The organism is Paenibacillus sp. 1-8, from assembly GCF_056316205.1.
Genome location: NZ_CM149995.1, coordinates 4,047,437 through 4,063,268, shown reverse-complemented (window position 1 = coordinate 4,063,268; position 15,832 = coordinate 4,047,437). Strand labels below are relative to the sequence as shown.

The 15,832-nt window shown below is 47.5% G+C and carries 13 protein-coding genes; 10 read left to right on the top strand and 3 right to left on the bottom strand.

Annotated features, from left to right (window positions below; all coding sequences use genetic code 11):
- The first annotated feature begins 9 nt into the window (after positions 1 to 9).
- Together tgt and yajC are read left to right on the top strand one after the other, a co-directional pair.
- Positions 10 to 1,149, top strand: coding sequence for a tRNA guanosine(34) transglycosylase Tgt (gene tgt / locus AC0WRU_RS18565; RefSeq protein WP_025681895.1), 1,140 nt, complete (start codon positions 10 to 12; stop codon positions 1,147 to 1,149).
- Between the two features lie 34 nt (positions 1,150 to 1,183).
- Positions 1,184 to 1,516: a preprotein translocase subunit YajC gene (gene yajC / locus AC0WRU_RS18560; RefSeq protein ID WP_025681896.1), complete on the top strand. Its 333-nt coding sequence runs from the start codon at positions 1,184 to 1,186 to the stop codon at positions 1,514 to 1,516.
- A 79-nt stretch (positions 1,517 to 1,595) separates the two neighbouring features.
- Here the strand turns inward: yajC and AC0WRU_RS18555 are convergent, their stop codons facing one another.
- Entirely contained in the window at positions 1,596 to 1,985 is a 390-nt protein-coding gene (locus tag AC0WRU_RS18555; RefSeq protein ID WP_025681897.1) for a TIGR04086 family membrane protein, read from the bottom strand.
- A gap of 206 nt (positions 1,986 to 2,191) precedes the next feature.
- Between AC0WRU_RS18555 and AC0WRU_RS18550 the strand changes: the two genes are divergently transcribed.
- Positions 2,192 to 2,971, top strand: coding sequence for a YetF domain-containing protein (locus AC0WRU_RS18550; protein ID WP_025681898.1), 780 nt, complete (start codon positions 2,192 to 2,194; stop codon positions 2,969 to 2,971).
- A 5-nt stretch (positions 2,972 to 2,976) separates the two neighbouring features.
- Here AC0WRU_RS18550 and spoVB read toward each other — a convergent pair whose 3' ends face one another.
- The gene (gene spoVB / locus AC0WRU_RS18545; RefSeq protein ID WP_476125887.1) at positions 2,977 to 4,551 is read right to left on the bottom strand and encodes a stage V sporulation protein B; all 1,575 of its coding nucleotides are present in this window, start codon (positions 4,549 to 4,551) and stop codon (positions 2,977 to 2,979) included.
- Between the two features lie 307 nt (positions 4,552 to 4,858).
- Between spoVB and AC0WRU_RS18540 the strand changes: the two genes are divergently transcribed.
- From AC0WRU_RS18540 to AC0WRU_RS18515, 6 genes are all read left to right on the top strand, one after another.
- Complete coding sequence (locus AC0WRU_RS18540; protein WP_013311570.1) at positions 4,859 to 5,116, top strand: post-transcriptional regulator; 258 nt, start codon at positions 4,859 to 4,861, stop codon at positions 5,114 to 5,116.
- 90 nt (positions 5,117 to 5,206) lie between these two features.
- The gene (gene secD / locus AC0WRU_RS18535) at positions 5,207 to 6,463 is read left to right on the top strand and encodes a protein translocase subunit SecD (protein WP_476125886.1); all 1,257 of its coding nucleotides are present in this window, start codon (positions 5,207 to 5,209) and stop codon (positions 6,461 to 6,463) included.
- Positions 6,453 to 7,370: a protein translocase subunit SecF gene (gene secF, locus AC0WRU_RS18530; protein ID WP_476125885.1), complete on the top strand. Its 918-nt coding sequence runs from the start codon at positions 6,453 to 6,455 to the stop codon at positions 7,368 to 7,370. Before secD ends, secF begins: the two co-directional genes overlap by 11 nt.
- A 133-nt stretch (positions 7,371 to 7,503) precedes the next feature.
- A complete protein-coding gene (locus AC0WRU_RS18525; RefSeq protein WP_476125884.1) occupies positions 7,504 to 8,460 on the top strand; it encodes a cation diffusion facilitator family transporter in 957 nt (318 codons plus the stop codon).
- A 34-nt stretch (positions 8,461 to 8,494) separates the two neighbouring features.
- Positions 8,495 to 10,891, top strand: a complete 2,397-nt coding sequence (gene recJ / locus AC0WRU_RS18520; protein WP_476125883.1) for a single-stranded-DNA-specific exonuclease RecJ — start codon at positions 8,495 to 8,497, stop codon at positions 10,889 to 10,891.
- Between the two features lie 68 nt (positions 10,892 to 10,959).
- Positions 10,960 to 11,472 carry an adenine phosphoribosyltransferase gene (locus AC0WRU_RS18515; protein WP_476125882.1) on the top strand — a complete coding sequence of 171 codons (513 nt, stop codon included), beginning with the start codon at positions 10,960 to 10,962 and terminating at the stop codon, positions 11,470 to 11,472.
- A 556-nt stretch (positions 11,473 to 12,028) separates the two neighbouring features.
- Here AC0WRU_RS18515 and uraA read toward each other — a convergent pair.
- Positions 12,029 to 13,339 carry a uracil permease gene (gene uraA, locus AC0WRU_RS18510; protein WP_431087326.1) on the bottom strand — a complete coding sequence of 437 codons (1,311 nt, stop codon included), beginning with the start codon at positions 13,337 to 13,339 and terminating at the stop codon, positions 12,029 to 12,031.
- A gap of 269 nt (positions 13,340 to 13,608) precedes the next feature.
- Here uraA and AC0WRU_RS18505 point away from each other — a divergent pair, with 269 nt between their 5' ends.
- Positions 13,609 to 15,786 carry a RelA/SpoT family protein gene (locus AC0WRU_RS18505; RefSeq protein ID WP_476125881.1) on the top strand — a complete coding sequence of 726 codons (2,178 nt, stop codon included), beginning with the start codon at positions 13,609 to 13,611 and terminating at the stop codon, positions 15,784 to 15,786.
- The last annotated feature ends 46 nt before the right edge of the window (positions 15,787 to 15,832 follow it).

The window sequence follows — 15,832 nt, the reverse complement described above, 5'->3', positions numbered from 1 at the left end:
AGAGAAAATATGGAACCAGCAATAAGATACGAACATATTAAAACCTGCAAGCAGTCGGGAGCCCGCCTTGGGCGTGTGCATACACCTCACGGGGTTATTGAAACACCAACCTTTATGCCTGTAGGGACACAAGCTACAGTTAAAACGATGAGTCCTGAGGAACTGAAGGAAATGGATGCTCAAATTATTTTGAGTAATACGTACCATCTGTTTCTTCGTCCCGGTCATGATATTATTCGTGAAGCGGGTGGGCTGCACAAGTTTATGAACTGGGATCGTCCTATTTTAACGGACAGCGGCGGATTTCAAGTGTTTTCATTGAGTGAAATGCGTAAAATTACGGAGGAGGGCGTTCATTTCCGCTCTCATTTGAATGGAGATAAGCTGTTTCTTTCGCCGGAAGTGGCCATGGAAATTCAAAACTCGCTCGGCTCGGATATTATGATGGCCTTCGATGAATGTCCTCCTTTTCCTGCTGAATATGAGTATGTGAAAAAGTCGTTGGAACGCACCAGCCGTTGGGCTGAGCGCTGTCTGGAGGCACACGCGCGTCCTCATGATCAAGGGTTGTTTGCCATTGTTCAGGGGGGCATGCATGAAGATCTGCGCAAGCAGAGCGCGGCGGATTTGACTTCCATGGATTTCCCGGGGTATGCTATTGGTGGACTGAGCGTAGGTGAACCGAAGCATTTGATGTATGAAGTGCTGGATTATACGCTTCCTCTGCTTCCTACTAACAAGCCACGCTATTTGATGGGCGTAGGTTCACCGGATGCCTTGATTGAAGGCTCTATCCGTGGTGTGGATATGTTTGATTGCGTACTTCCAACACGAATTGCTCGCAATGGGACAACGATGACCAGCCAAGGTCGTCTTGTCGTTCGCAACGCCAAATATGCAAGAGATTTTAGCCCGCTTGATCCGGCTTGTGATTGCTATACCTGTCGTAATTATTCACGTGCTTACTTACGACACTTGATTAAAGCGGATGAAACCTTCGGGCTCCGACTGGCAACGTATCATAATTTGCATTTCTTAATTCAATTGATGCGCAATGTCAGACAAGCGATTATGGATGACAGGCTGCTTGATTTCCGCGATGAATTTTTTGAGCAGTACGGTCTTCATGATAATGATAAAGGCTTTTAAGTTTTAGGGGAGAGTATACGAAGGGGGATTTAACATGTTTCATTTTGCTACAGCTGCTGCAACCGGTGGAACTGGAGGACTTTTTCAAATGATCTGGCCACTGGCGTTGATGTTTGTAATCTTCTATTTCTTGTTGATTCGTCCGAATCAGAAAAAACAGAAGCAGCGTCAAACGATGCTTCAAGCCTTGAAAAAGGGCGATAAAGTCATTACGATCGGAGGTCTTCACGGTACGATTTTGGAGATTACGGATGATGTGGTTGTTTTGCGTGTGAATGATGTTACGAAGCTGACCTTTGATCGCAGCGCGATCAGCAATGCGATTGCAAAAGATACAGCTTCCGAGGAAGTTGTTTCCAAGTCATAGAATATTAGCATAACCATGCAAAAACCGAGCCTTTGAGAAGGGCTCGGTTTTTTGTGTTGTTTTGCCACATGCATTTTGATTATTTGCTCAGGTTAATCCCAAACATCCCGCCCCCTGCTCCAATGATAAAGGCAATTCCCAGATGCAAAAGATCTTTGGCGTTCATGCCTGCATCCAGTGCCAGAAAACCGACCAGCAGCACGATTAGCCCATACAGGATGCCTGTAATACCGCCTTGATACCAGCCTTTGTTCGTGGATCTTTTACCGGCGACGAAGCCGCCGGATACCATGGCGAATGCATGAACGATGTACGTATACAACGATAAATCCTGTTCCTGCATCTGTGTCAGCCACAAGAGTAGCGAAAGGATAAATGCGCCAAGCAGCATCCATGCAAAAGCATAAAACAAGCCGGATAAAATGGGATGGGCCAGACGAAACGAACACCAGCGGCGAATGAGCTCCATTGATAATTCCTCCTGTACCAAGGTTTGAACTATTATAATTCTATGGCCAAGCCTCCCGGCTTAGTACCAAGTCGTAAGCAGTCTTTGTCTTTATTTCAATAATTTAACCTTTTGTTTTCTGTATGGTTGATATGAGGAACGGTCAGAATACGTGTACAATGAACGGCAAATGTCTTGTCGCAAGTACAGGAGAGGAGGCGGACATGTTGGGTCACGATATTTTTGCACTTATATTTCGAACGTTTCTCATGTACTTTATTGTATTTCTGGTTATGCGCTTAATGGGTAAACGGGAGATCGGAAAATTGTCTGTTTTTGACCTCGTGATATCCATTATGATTGCGGAAATCGCTGTATTCAGTTTGGAAGATATAGAGCGTCCGTTGTATGGAGGGCTGATTCCTTTGGGCGTGTTGCTGATTTTGCAGATCGGTATTTCGTATTTCAGTCTAAAAAGTCGACGACTGCGGCTGCTGTTTGATGGTAAGCCCAGTGTGTTGTTTTCCAACGGACAGGTAAATAAGGAAGAAATGCTGAAGCAACGCTACAATTTAGATGATCTGCTGTTACAACTTCGGGAACAAAATATCGAAGGCTTGGACGATGTAGAATATGTTATTTTGGAAACGACAGGCAAGCTCACGGTCATACGTAAAGATGATGACGTTGGAGATAGTGAATCTGAAAAGCAGAAACCAAATTTAGAACAAACGAATTTAATAAACAACGATCAACAGGAGGATAAAGTCCATCCTTCGCCTCAAATCGGCGGGAAGTTTAGATATGAAGGCCTTCCCATTCCGTTGATTATGGATGGCAAGGTGCTGGATCGAAATTTGGAGCGTATGGATATGAACCGTTTTTGGCTTAAAAATCAGATTCAAGCTCAAGGGCATAAAGATTTTAAGGATGTTTTCTTGTGCTCGGTTAACCATAAAGGCGATGTATATATTACGCCGCCTGCCTTTGGGGAATCCTCGGATTAAGCCTGTTATGCCTTAAACCATCTTCTCAGGATGGGGATACGGTTGAGATTGTCCCAGTCAATCATTTTGGTCAGAGTCATCAGAAAAAGGTACAGAATAATGCCCAAGCCTGCGGCAAAAAGAAATTGCAGCGACATTTGATCGAAAACCGTTAGATGTCTGTAAGCATATAAGACCGCAGCTGCCATGATAATCATGCCCACACCGGTTTTCCAGAAATCAAGCAGCCGCACGCGAAACCGAAGCAATCTGCTTACACTGAAGCCATGCAGAAGCGTGACTATGGCACTGTTGATACAAATAGCGATGACTGCTCCATAGATACCGTATTGAGGCTGGGAAGCAAGCCAGACAATAAGCGCGATTTTGATAACGGCTCCGACAAAGGTATTGAATAAGGCACTTCCGGGACGATCCAGTGCCTGAAGTGCTGCCTGAAGCGGGGCCTGAATGTACATAAAAAGAGCAAAGGGAGCCATGAGCTTAAGCATGCCCGCAATGTCGCCATTATTGTAGAGTAGCAGGCACAGAGGCTCTGCCAATACGTACATAATGACGGCAAATGGGGCTCCTGCAACCAAAGCAAGTCGAAGTGATTGATGCAATCGCTTATGAATCGCTGTGATTTGTCCCTTGGCAGCAGCTTCGGATAAGGAAGGGACGAGGGAAACAGCCAGTGAACTGGTGAGAACACCGGGCAGTAATAACACTGGAATGACCATACCCTGCATGGCCCCGTATTGAGCGGTTGCCACTCCGGTGGCAATACCTGCTACGGCCAGACTGCGCATACATAGAATGGATTCAAGCAAATAGGACAACGACCCCACAAGTCTTCCGGCTGTTACGGGAACCGATATAGACAGAAGTCGTGACAACATAGACGGTTGTTTGGAATGAGCTGCTGAAGGTGAAGATACCTCCGGTTGTAGGGGTACATGATCTTTTCGCTGGTTCCATTTGTATTGCCCTAGAAGCACAATCATGCCGATGAGTTCACCCGCCAGTGCACCGAGCATCGCCCCTGCAGCAGCGTAGGCCACGCCATGCGGAAGGAGCAGGTAAGCAAACCAGATGACGCAAAAAATGCGTATGACAGTCTCGGCAATGGAGGAGCTTGCGGACGGAATCATATTTTGTTTCCCCTGAAAATAGCCTCTGTACGCAGAGGAAACAGCAACAATGACAATCATTGGACTCATGCTGACAAATGTATAATATACACGGCTGTCTGTCAGCAGGTGGCTTGTAATCCAAGGGGCAAATAGAAGACAGAGCGCCATGGCAAGCAGGCTGAGTGTAACAGTGAAGCGCAGGCTGGTGTGCAAAATACGCCGTGACATTTCGGGTTGACCCGCAGTTTCAGACTCGGCTACCAGCTTGGCTACGGCAAGCGGTATGCCCCCGGTAATAAGGGTTACCAGCACGATAAAAAAGGGATACCCCTGTTGGTACAAGCCGACTCCTTCGGGACCGATAATACGCGGGAGCGCGATTCGCGGAATAAAACCCAGCAGCCGATTGATAATTCCAGCTGCTAATAAAATAATTGCTCCATGGATGAATGTCTGCTTTTTCAATCGCAACTCCCTCTTCCCCAAAAATGAATTCCGCGTCTATGTGTTACTGTAAAAGATATGCCGGACCTGTCCATGTTCATGACAAGCTTTTCCGACTGAAAGCAGAGGGATCAGGACAACAAGAGGGGGAGTGGTGAATTCTGCTATTGACGATCGAAATGAATGCATATATTGTTGGTTTACGGCTATTTTCGACGAAAAAGAAGGGTTTTCCAGGATCAGGGCAGAAATGTTCTATAAAGCAGTCAATAACCCCGCTAATTGCTGATCTGCGGAACCGGAGTCGCTGGGAGGAGGAACGGCCATCGTGGGTATGGAAGAGCTGGATGAGCAGGATTGGGATGACGCAATTGAGATGCTGTGTCAAAGCAAGGCGGACGAGTTGATTCTCGTAGGCTATGAGCATGTCACAAGCAAGGACGTGTGGAATTGCGTCAGTCATAAATATGAAAAGGAGGGTATTCCTCCGCTGCACAAGCTCGTTAACGATATACTTTCCCTTAAAGCGACGAGCTTTATGAACTATTTGACAATGTCCGCACTACGGGGCTCCACTTTCGAATAGAAGGGGGTCTTTTTTTGCGTTCAAATTGACTGCTTTTTGAGGGGTAGCTATAATAGGAATATTGAGAATGAAAGGGGAACATGGGACGGAATGAAGAGAATTCTAAGTTTCATCGTGGTCGTGCTCATAACCACTGGTGTTATGGTCGGGACAAGCCCGGGCCTGCTGAACAGTTTAAAACTAGGCCTCGATTTAAAGGGAGGCTTTGAAATCTTATATGAAGCCCAGCCTTTGGAAGCCGGGCAGAGTGTAACCAGCCAGTCTCTTATACAAACAGCTCAAAGTCTGGAGAGACGGATAAACGCGCTTGGTACAACTGAGCCGGAAGTAACAACGGAGGGTACCAACCGTATTCGTGTACGGCTTGCTGGTGTCTCCAATGAAGCAGAAGTCCGCTCCATGCTGAAAAAGCCTGCCGAGTTGACCTTCCGCAGTGCAACGGCAGCGGATGCCAAAAAGCCGGGCCAATACAGCAAAATTGAGCTTCGCGGTAATGATTTTGTGGAGAATGGTGCTGTTGTCGGCTTCGACCAGCTGAATCAGCCTGAAATTAGTATCAAAGTAAAAGACAAAGCCAAATTTGCAGAGATTACAAAGCGACTTCTTAATAAAGAATTAGCTATTTTCCTGGATCAGGAATTGCTGTCTGCACCTACTGTACGTGGAGAATTGACGGATGGTAGCGCATCAATCACAGGTAACTACACTCGTGATGAAGCGAACAAGCTGGCGGATACGATTAATCTGGGTGCTCTTCCGCTCAAACTGACGGAAAAATATTCTCAGAGTGTAGGTGCTACGCTGGGTCAACTGTCACTGGATCAAACGATCCGTGCCGGTTTGATTGGTTCGATCATTATTCTGGTATTCATGATTTTGATGTTCCGTGTACCGGGACTGGTTGCCAGCTTCTGTCTCATCGTTCATACCTGGATGGTGCTTGCCATCTTCTACTTAGGCGGGTTTGTACTCACGCTTCCGGGTATCGCAGCGTTCGTGCTGGGGATCGGGATGGCGGTCGATGCCAATATCATTACGTATGAGCGGATTAAAGAAGAGATCAAGACAGGTAAAACGATTCGTTCTTCTGTCATCGCAGGTGGTAAAGCTTCATTCCGTACCGTTATGGATGCCAATGTTACGACTATTATAGCGGCGGCTGTTATGTTCGGTCTGGGAACAGGCTCGGTTAGAGGTTTCGCTCTGGTGCTCATGGTTGATATTGTCACCAGTATTTTGACGAATATCTTCTTCTCCCGTTTCTTGCTCAATCTGCTGGTTAAAGCGGATGTTGTGAAGAAGCCCAAGTATTTTGGTGTGAAGGAGAGTGATATTAGTGCGCTTTAATTGGGACTATAAATATGTCAAAATGAGCAAGTGGTTTTACACGTTCTCGATTATTCTTACGCTGCTAGGCATTTTGAGCTTGTCCATATTCGGTTTGAATTACGGTGTTGACTTCCGTTCCGGTTCCAATGTGGACGTTAATTTGACCAAAGCAGTTACACAGGAACAGATTCAAACTTTGCTGGACAAGAAGGGTATCGGCAAAGAGGTGGATTATACGCCGGGTAAAGAGCGCTTCGGTATTCGTTTTTCGCAGGTGTTGACGGATCAGCAAGTAAATGATTTTAAAACATCTTTTAATAAAGAGCTTGATCCAAAGGCTTCCTTTGAGGTTAATACAGTAGATACGGAAATGGCGCAAGAACTGGAACGGAATGCGTTGTGGGCTATTTTGTTGGCTTCCGTGGCCATTGCTATTTATATCTCGATCCGGTTTGAATGGCGGTTCGCCATTGCAGCCATCGTTTCGCTGTTGCATGATGCGTTTCTCGTTATCAGTATCTTCTCCATTTTCCGTCTTGAGGTGGATTTGACTTTTATTACAGCAATTCTGACGATTGTCGGCTTCTCCATCAATGACACCGTCGTTATTTTTGACCGTATTCGGGAAAATTTACGATTTGCTAAGAAGAAGTCCAGGGACGACCTGGAGCATGTGGTCGATCACAGTATTGCACAGACAATGACTCGTTCACTTGCAACGGTGTTTACTGTGTTTATTGCCTCCTTGTGCTTGTTCATTTTTGGCGGCGAGTCGATTCGGATGTTCTCGCTTGCGATGGTTATCGGTTTGTTGTTTGGTGCTTATTCTTCCATCTTCATTGCCAGCCCGCTGTGGGTGGCCTTGAAAGGAAAACAAAAGTCTCCGGCAGCTGGCGGTGGTGCGGCCAAGACTGCAAAGTCTTAAAATTACGCTTGACATCAGCAGTATGAACTAAAGAGAAAGCCGCGTCTGTATGGGCGCGGTTTTCTAAGGTTTGGAGAATTTGAAATGGAGCATTACCGGGGAATTGTCAGTTCAGGATTGAGGGGGATACGTTGTGAATAGCGAACGCAGCCGATCATTGGAAACTGCGGCGTGGAGCGGGATTGTGGGTAATCTTGCACTGGCTGTTCTAAAGGGAACCGTCGGTTATGCGGCAAACAGCAAGGCGTTGATGGGGGATGCGCTGCACACGGCTGCGGATAGTGCTTCTCGTTTGCAGGAGCTTTTGTTCTCCAAAGGTGCAGCAGAGCATGGTATACTGGCACGATTGCGGAACGGTGAAAAAGTCCGGACGGTCATATCGGTGGTACTGGCTATATTAGTGCTGATGAGTGGTCTTCAGCTGGGCATATTGGCTGTTCGCTCTTTAAGCAGCCCAGAGCCGCAGGCTCCAGGTCTGTATGCGCTCATTACCGCCTTCGCTGCTTTGGTGCTGAGAGAGGCGCTATTTCAGTTTCAATACCGCTACTCCATTAAACACGGTCATAAGGCCGAAGCAGATTTGTACGCTAATCATGAACGGTACTCGCTTTATGCGTCACTGATTGCACTGATCGGTATGATTGGGGCAATGACAGGCGAAGCGATGGAGTGGCCTGCATTATTATATCTTGACCCGACCGCTGCGCTGCTGGTAGCCTGTCTGGTGTTGCGTAAAGGATATCTTATGGTACTGAATACCGCCTATCCGGCTCCTGCACAACCTCTGCGTGAGGAAGACTCACAACGCTTCATGGAGACGATTCAGCGGGTGCATGGTATCGTAACAGTTGAGCATCTGCATGCGCAGGAAGCAGGTCTTTTTATAACTGTGGATGTAACCATTAGCGTGAATCCCCGGATTACGGTGCAAGAAGCGCAGGAAATTGCTGATCGGGCAAAAAATCTGCTACTGGCGCGGTTTCCGCAGGTGACCCATGTACAGATGCAGTTCGTTTCTTATCAAGCCGGGTATCCTTACAAGTCTAATCATGAACTACCGGATAATGATGTGTCGTCCCTGCTGCAATAATGGCAGGACGACTATGAAAGAAAGGTGAATAGGATTGCTTCATTCGCAGTACCGATGGAAGACCTCGGAGGTTAACATGGAAGCGGCTCAGCCGTTGACGGAAGAGCTGGGGATTTCACCATTGTTGTCCCGGCTTTTAGTGAATCGGGGTGTCACTACGGCCGGGGAAGCAAACCGCTTTTTGTACGGAAGCGCAGACGACATACACGACCCTTTTCTGCTCCTGGGCATGAAAGAGGCAGTGCCGAGAATCCGTCAGGCGCTGGAGCGTGGCGAACACATATTAATTTATGGTGATTATGATGCGGACGGGGTATCCAGTACGTCATTGATGATTCAGCTTATGCGCTTCCTGAAAGCTTCGTATGATATTTATATTCCGCACCGATCCAATGAGGGATATGGACTGCACAATCATGCCCTTGATTGGGCTAATCAGCAAGGGGTTACGCTGGTCATTACGGTGGATACGGGAATTAGTGCAGTAGAGCAAATCGCTTATGCGGCAACCCTGGGCATAGATGTTATTGTAACTGACCATCACGAGCCTCCTGCTGTGCTGCCTGAAGCGTATACACTGATCAATCCGAAGCTGCCCGGCTGTCCCTATCCATTTAAGGGCCTTGCTGGTGTTGGTGTGGCTCTAAAGCTGGCACAGGCGCTACTGGGTGAAGTTCCCGAGGAATGGTTTGAAATTGCTGCTATTGGTACGGTAGCCGATCTGATGCCATTACATGGTGAGAACCGGACGATGGTACGTAGAGGGATTCAGTCTATGAGAAGCTCTGCGTTTCCGGGTATCCGGGCGTTGCTTGGTGTAGCGGGCGTGGATATGTCTTCAGTGACCTCTGTCAACATCGCATTTGCCTTGGCTCCGCGGATTAATGCCAGCGGACGCCTGGATCATGCGGGCCGGGCGGTCTCCCTTTTGACGACAGAGCAGGAGGAAGAAGCAGATCAGCTCGCGCATGCGCTGGATTTGCTCAATCGGGAGCGTCAGCAAGTAGTTGAACGTATTGTGGAACAAGCCGAGCAGCAGTTGGCAGCCAAGCTGAATGGAGGCACGCTGCCGTCTGTAATCGTATTGGCTGGTGAAGGCTGGAACGTGGGTGTCGTGGGGATTGTGGCATCCAAGCTGCTGGATCGCTATTATCGTCCAACCATTATTCTTGGCATAGATGCAGAAACAGGTATGTGCAAAGGGTCGGCCCGTTCTATTCCAGCCTTGGACATTTACAGTGCTCTGACAGACAGTCATGATCTCATGGAGCACTTTGGCGGTCATCCTTCGGCTGCGGGTATGACGCTGTCTCGCGACAATCTGGCATCGTTTGAGGAACGGTTAAATCGCTATGCTGCTTCCATTCTGACGCCAGACAATCTCGTTCCTGTAGCCGAGGCAGATATGGTTTGTCGTCTGGACGAGGTATCTGTACAGGTGGTTGAAGAACTGGAGTTACTTCAACCCTTTGGTATGGGGAACCCTTCTCCACGTTTCGTGTTACAGGGTCTTCAATTGCGTGAGGCCCGTAAAATGGGGCGTGAGAAGAATCATGTGAAGTTGCTATTGGAACAGAACGGATTATCGCTGGATGCGATTGCCTTCCGACGTGGCGATCTGGCTGATTTTTTGCAGCAGCAAACCGAGCTTGATCTGCTGGGGGAGCTGTCTATTAATGAATGGAACGGTAAACGCTCCCTCCAGCTGATGATGCAGGATATCCGTGTACAGGCTCCGCAAATTTTTGATTATCGGGGAGTATCGGACCCTTTTGCCGAGCTGGAGCGGGGGCTTAAGATCTTTCATCCTCGTATAGAAGAACGAAAAAATGACGTTGCGGTTGTGATGCATCCGTCGTCCAGGCTTCGTCCGTCTCGTCCAGTGAACGCCGGATCCATATGGGTATATGATAAGGAGGGCGGCGTTACTCCCGGTGATGGCCGAAGGGATGCGCAACACTCTGTAAAGTCACTGTTCGTGTTGGAGCCACCGGCTACACCGGAGCAGTTGCAGGCATTGTGGTCTACGTTTGAAGATGTAGAGAATGTGTTTCTCCTTCATTCGGTCAGTGAACGAGGCGGTCGGCTCGTCAGCCCGGACAGGGAGCTGTTCAAGCGAATTTACGTTGTGCTTTCCCAAATGGGGACGAAGCTTGTAGATGAAAAAGCGATGCTGCCCGCTCTTAGCCGCCAATGCTCCTGCTCAGTGCGGATGCTATCTAAAGTGCTGGATATTTTCGAGGAGCTTGAGTTTATAACGCGTACAGAAGAGCGATTCTGTTTTGTGTCCAATCCGCCCAAGCGGGATTTAACAGCTTCTCCACGTTATCAGGAATTGCATGATATGGCTGAAATGGAGCGTTATTTGCTGGATGCGGATACAACCCAGATGACAAGCTGGATTATGTCGCTTATGAAGGGCGCGTCTTGAGGCATAGCCTCAAAGCTGATGATGTAGGATGGATATACTAATTAGAAGTTACAGTAGGAGGAACTAAGTTGGACTACAAAGAATATATTCGGGTGATTCCCGATTTTCCACAACCAGGGATTAGTTTTAAGGACATTACGACCCTGATGAAAAATGGAGAACTGTACCGCAAGGCAATCAATGATATGAAGGAACTGGTATCGGATTTGAAAATTGATCTGATTGCAGGTCCCGAAGCACGTGGATTCGTTGTAGGTGCGCCTCTAGCTTATGCACTTGGTGTTGGTTTTATTCCCATCCGTAAAAGCGGCAAGCTGCCTGGTGAGACTATCGAGGAAGCATACGGTTTGGAATACGGCAAGGACATGCTGGCTATGCATAAAGATGCAATTGAGCCGGGACAAAAGGTTTTGATTGCGGATGATCTGCTTGCTACAGGCGGAACCATCGCTACATCAGTGAATTTGGTACGTCAGCTTGGTGGAAATGTGGTAGGGGCTGCTTTTCTTATAGAGCTGTCTGATCTAAATGGACGGGTGAAATTGCCTGACGTAGATGTGTTTACGCTGATTACGTACTAAGCGTCTAAAGCCGGGGGGTTTCCCGGGAAATATTTGAGCATGAATAACCTAAATAGCTCGATGGAACTTCTCTTTTCTTAAAGAGTTGCTCCATCGGGCTATTTTTTATTTAGGTATGTTTTTGGTTGGAGATGTAATTCACATGAACTTTCAATTCATTTACGGAAATCGTTATAAATAATTTGAACAAAATGTCGATAAACAGTTGAAAAGGGGCAGTGGTGGTTATATTGCGTACATTTCAATTTAAACCAAGGATGCGTATGAGCCTGATGCGACATATCGATCCAATTATGTGTATAGAGATGGGAACGGTCCGAGCGGCAACTGAAAGCGTTGGAAGGTCTGGATAGCTCAGCCAAGTCGCTTACAGGCGTTTCTGATACGTTCAAGCAGGTGGTATCCCGTTTTCGTGTGTGATATTGTTTGAAAATACAGGCAGTATGATAAAAAAATCGCCGCTCTCCATATGCTGTGGTCAACACGTTTTGCCGTTTGGCAGATTGTGTTCATTCGCAGCACATGGAGTCGGCGATTTTTAATAATGAGACAGGCATCAATCCGGTGTTTTTTCTGTCAAGGGTTCCTGAGTTTTATCATTGGACCAGCCAAGAACTTCAATCAGCTTGAAGAACAGGCTAAGGATAATGCCAATAATCGTAGCGAGTGCCATACCTTTCAGGGTGACAGCACCCCAAGTGAGTGTAGCACCGCTGATTCCAACAACAAGTACGACCGTAGCAAGCAGCATGTTAGTCGGCTTGGCAAAATCAACTTTTTGCTCCACAAAGATTCTTAGACCGGAGGCCGCAATGACACCGAACAGCAGCAAGGATACTCCACCCATGACCGGAGCCGGGATATTGGAAACAATCGCCGAGAAGGTGCCTGAGAAGGACAGCAGGATGGCAATGACAGCCGCTCCGCCAATGACCCATACAGAGTACACTTTCGTTAAAGCCATGACTCCGATATTTTCACCATAGGTTGTATTGGGCGTCGAGCCGACAAAGCCGGAAAAGATAGTGGAGATACCGTTACCCAGCAGCGAACGATGCAGGCCGGGATCTTTGGACAGCTCGCGTCCGACAATGTTGCTGGTCACAAGCAAATGCCCGATATGCTCCACGATAACCACCAGAGCGACTGGAAGAATCGTCAGCATAGCTGAGGTGTTAAATACTGGAGTAGTAATTGCAGGGTGTCCGAAAAAAGGAGCGTCCGCAATCGCTTGCGTATTTACCATGCCCATAAAATAAGCGAGCACATAACCCACCACGATACCGATCAGAATATGAATGATTTTGGCAAAACCGCGAAACAGTACGGCTCCCAGAACAGTGACACCGAGTGTAACAAGGGAAAGGGTAATGGTTTTGGGATCCGGGGTCCAGGCTTTGGTTGGATCGGCATTGATAATGCCTGCCATGCCTGCTGCAACGGGAACCAGCTCCAGACCAATCAGGGCCACGATGGAGCCCATGACAGCCGGTGGGAATACAACGTCCAGCCACCGGGTTCCGGCATATTTGATCACCAGCGCAACGAGGCAGAAAATAATACCTGTAACAATGAAAGCGCCGAGGGCCATGGCATAGCCATTGCCACCAGGGTTATTTTTAAGCACGAGACTAACTGGAGCGATAAAAGCGAAGCTGGAGCCGAGATAGGCGGGAATTTTGCCACGGCAGATCCAGATGTACAGCAATGTGCCAATTCCGTTCATTAGCAAAATCATGCCGGGATCGACACCGAAGATATTCGGTACCAGCACGGTACTGCCAAACATGGCAAACAAATGCTGTACGCTGAGCAGGAACCCGGGTCCTGCCGGAAGCTTTTCATTAACTTGAATTTCGCGTTGCAACGCAGTTCACTCCTTAGTTCTTTCAATTATTCTTATATACATTAATTACTTTTCGTATTTTTTTCAATATAATTCGTTTCATTTTGTCAACAATCCTGATTTCATTGACCTATATGTGTCGGAATGACACGACAATGCCAAACCTGTAATAGTTGACGTGTGACGTGGTAACCGTCATAATTGTAGGAAATCACTTTTAAAAGGGAACCTTTGCGCGACATTGATCGGCGGGTTCCATTTTGCATAGAAAGGACACGGAATAGAGCAGAATGGGGATAGAGCAATTACTTAAAAAGGCTGGGGCCTATACCAGAGAAGCAGATCTTATCCGCATCAGGGAAGCCTACGATTTTGCTGAGCAGGCCCATTCCGGCCAGACTCGCAAGTCCGGTGAACCTTATATTCTGCATCCGCTTGCGGTTGCTGATATCGTCGTTAATATGCAGATGGATACCATCTCCATTATCGCCGCTCTTTTACATGACGTTGTGGAGGATACAACGGTGTCTTTGGCGCAGATTCGTGAGCATTTTGGCGATACATGTGCGATGCTTGTCGATGGTCTGACGAAGCTGGAGCGTATCCAGTTCCGTTCCAAGGAAGAACAACAGAACGAAAATTATCGAAAAATGTTTATTGCCATGGCACAGGACATTCGCGTCATTGTCATCAAGTTGGCGGATCGTCTGCATAACATGCGCACCTTGAAATACCAGTCCGAGGAAAGCCAGCGCCGGATCGCTTATGAAACGCTGGAAATTTTCTGTCCGATCGCGAACAGACTAGGTATTTCCGCGATTAAATGGGAAATGGAAGATATTGCTCTGCGCTATCTGAATCCTCAGCAATATTATCGCATCGCCAATTTGATGCACAAGAAGCGGGCAGAGCGGGAGCAGTTTATTGATAACGTTATAGAACGCATCGCTGAGAAGCTGGTAGAGATGGGCATTCAGGCCGATCTATCCGGGCGTCCCAAGCATATTTACAGTGTGTTTAAAAAAATGACGACGAAAAACAAGCAATTCAATGAAATATATGATTTGCTGGCGATTCGGATCATTGTGGATAACATTAAGGACTGCTATGCCACACTGGGCATTATCCATACATTGTGGAAGCCGATGCCGGGACGGTTTAAAGACTATATCGCCATGCCTAAGGCCAACATGTACCAGTCTCTTCATACGACAGTAGTAGGTCCGAACGGCGAACCAACCGAGGTACAGATTCGCACGGTGGATATGCACCGTACTGCTGAATTCGGGATCGCGGCTCACTGGGCCTACAAAGAAGGCAACGGGTCGAATAATACCAATTTTGAGGATAAAATCACCTTTTTTCGCGAAATTCTGGAGCTGCAAAATGAGGCGAAGGACGCGTCGGAATTTGTGGAATCGCTCAAAATGGACTTTTTCTCTGACCTTGTTTTTGTATTTACGCCAAAAGGTGAGGTTATTGAGCTGCCAGCCGGATCGGTTCCGCTGGACTTTGCTTTCCGCATCCATACTGAAGTCGGGAACCGCACAATTGGCTCCAAGGTAAACGGAAGAATTGTGCCGCTGGACTATCGGCTTAAAACTGGCGATATCGTCGAAATTATGACGTCCAAGCATTCTTATGGACCTAGTCAGGACTGGCTCAAAATTGCTCAGTCCTCTCACGCACGCAGTAAAATCAAGCAATGGTTCAAGAAGGAAAAGCGTGAGGAAAATGTCGAAAAAGGCCGTGAGAATCTGGAACGCGAGCTGAGAAAACGCGATATAGAGCCTTCGGTATGGATGAGCGACGACAAGCTTCAGGAAGTTGCGCAGAAGTTTTCTTTTAACGATATTGAGGATATGCTGTCTGCGATCGGTTTTGGTGGGATTACAGCAGCGCAGATCTGCACACGTCTGACAGAAAAGCTGCGCCGGGAGCAAGAAGAGGCGCGACTGATTGAGTTGACGTCTGAGGTCAAGGAATATAAACCGCAGGGCGAACGGAAAAAAACACCGACCAATGGTGTCAGCGTCAGAGGCGTCGACAATTTGCTCGTACGTTTTGCACGATGTTGTAATCCCGTGCCGGGAGACGACATCATCGGTTATGTAACACGTGGACGCGGGGTATCCGTTCACCGCACGGATTGTCCTAATATCCCTTCGGGTACGGGCGAAGATCAGGCGCGTGTGATTGAGGTTGAGTGGGAAGAAGCCGCAGAAGTAAATTACAGCGTCGATATTGAGATTACGGGTCATGATCGTAACGGCTTGTTGAACGAGGTACTACAGGCTATTTCCGAAAATAAAACCAGCTTCTCAGCCGTTACAGGCCGTACGGACAAAAATAAAATGGCGATGATTCACATTACGATACTCATTCGCAATACGGATCATTTACATTCTGTTGTAGAGCGGATCAAACGGGTGAAAGATGTGTACACCGTTCACCGGATTATGCAATAACCCTTGTGGACGTGAAAATAGGTTTACAGCCTTTGTAACGCAGTTT

Bases quoted from the DNA above. Each gene is read 5' to 3' on its own strand.
- AC0WRU_RS18555 (WP_025681897.1), bottom strand. From the start codon at position 1,985: ATGGAGCTCATTCGCCGCTGGTGTTCGTTTCGTCTGGCCCATCCCATT.
- AC0WRU_RS18505 (WP_476125881.1), top strand. From the start codon at position 13,609: ATGGGGATAGAGCAATTACTTAAAAAGGCTGGGGCCTATACCAGAGAA.
- yajC (WP_025681896.1), top strand. From the start codon at position 1,184: ATGTTTCATTTTGCTACAGCTGCTGCAACCGGTGGAACTGGAGGACTT.
- secD (WP_476125886.1), top strand. From the start codon at position 5,207: ATGAAGAGAATTCTAAGTTTCATCGTGGTCGTGCTCATAACCACTGGT.
- tgt (WP_025681895.1), top strand. From the start codon at position 10: ATGGAACCAGCAATAAGATACGAACATATTAAAACCTGCAAGCAGTCG.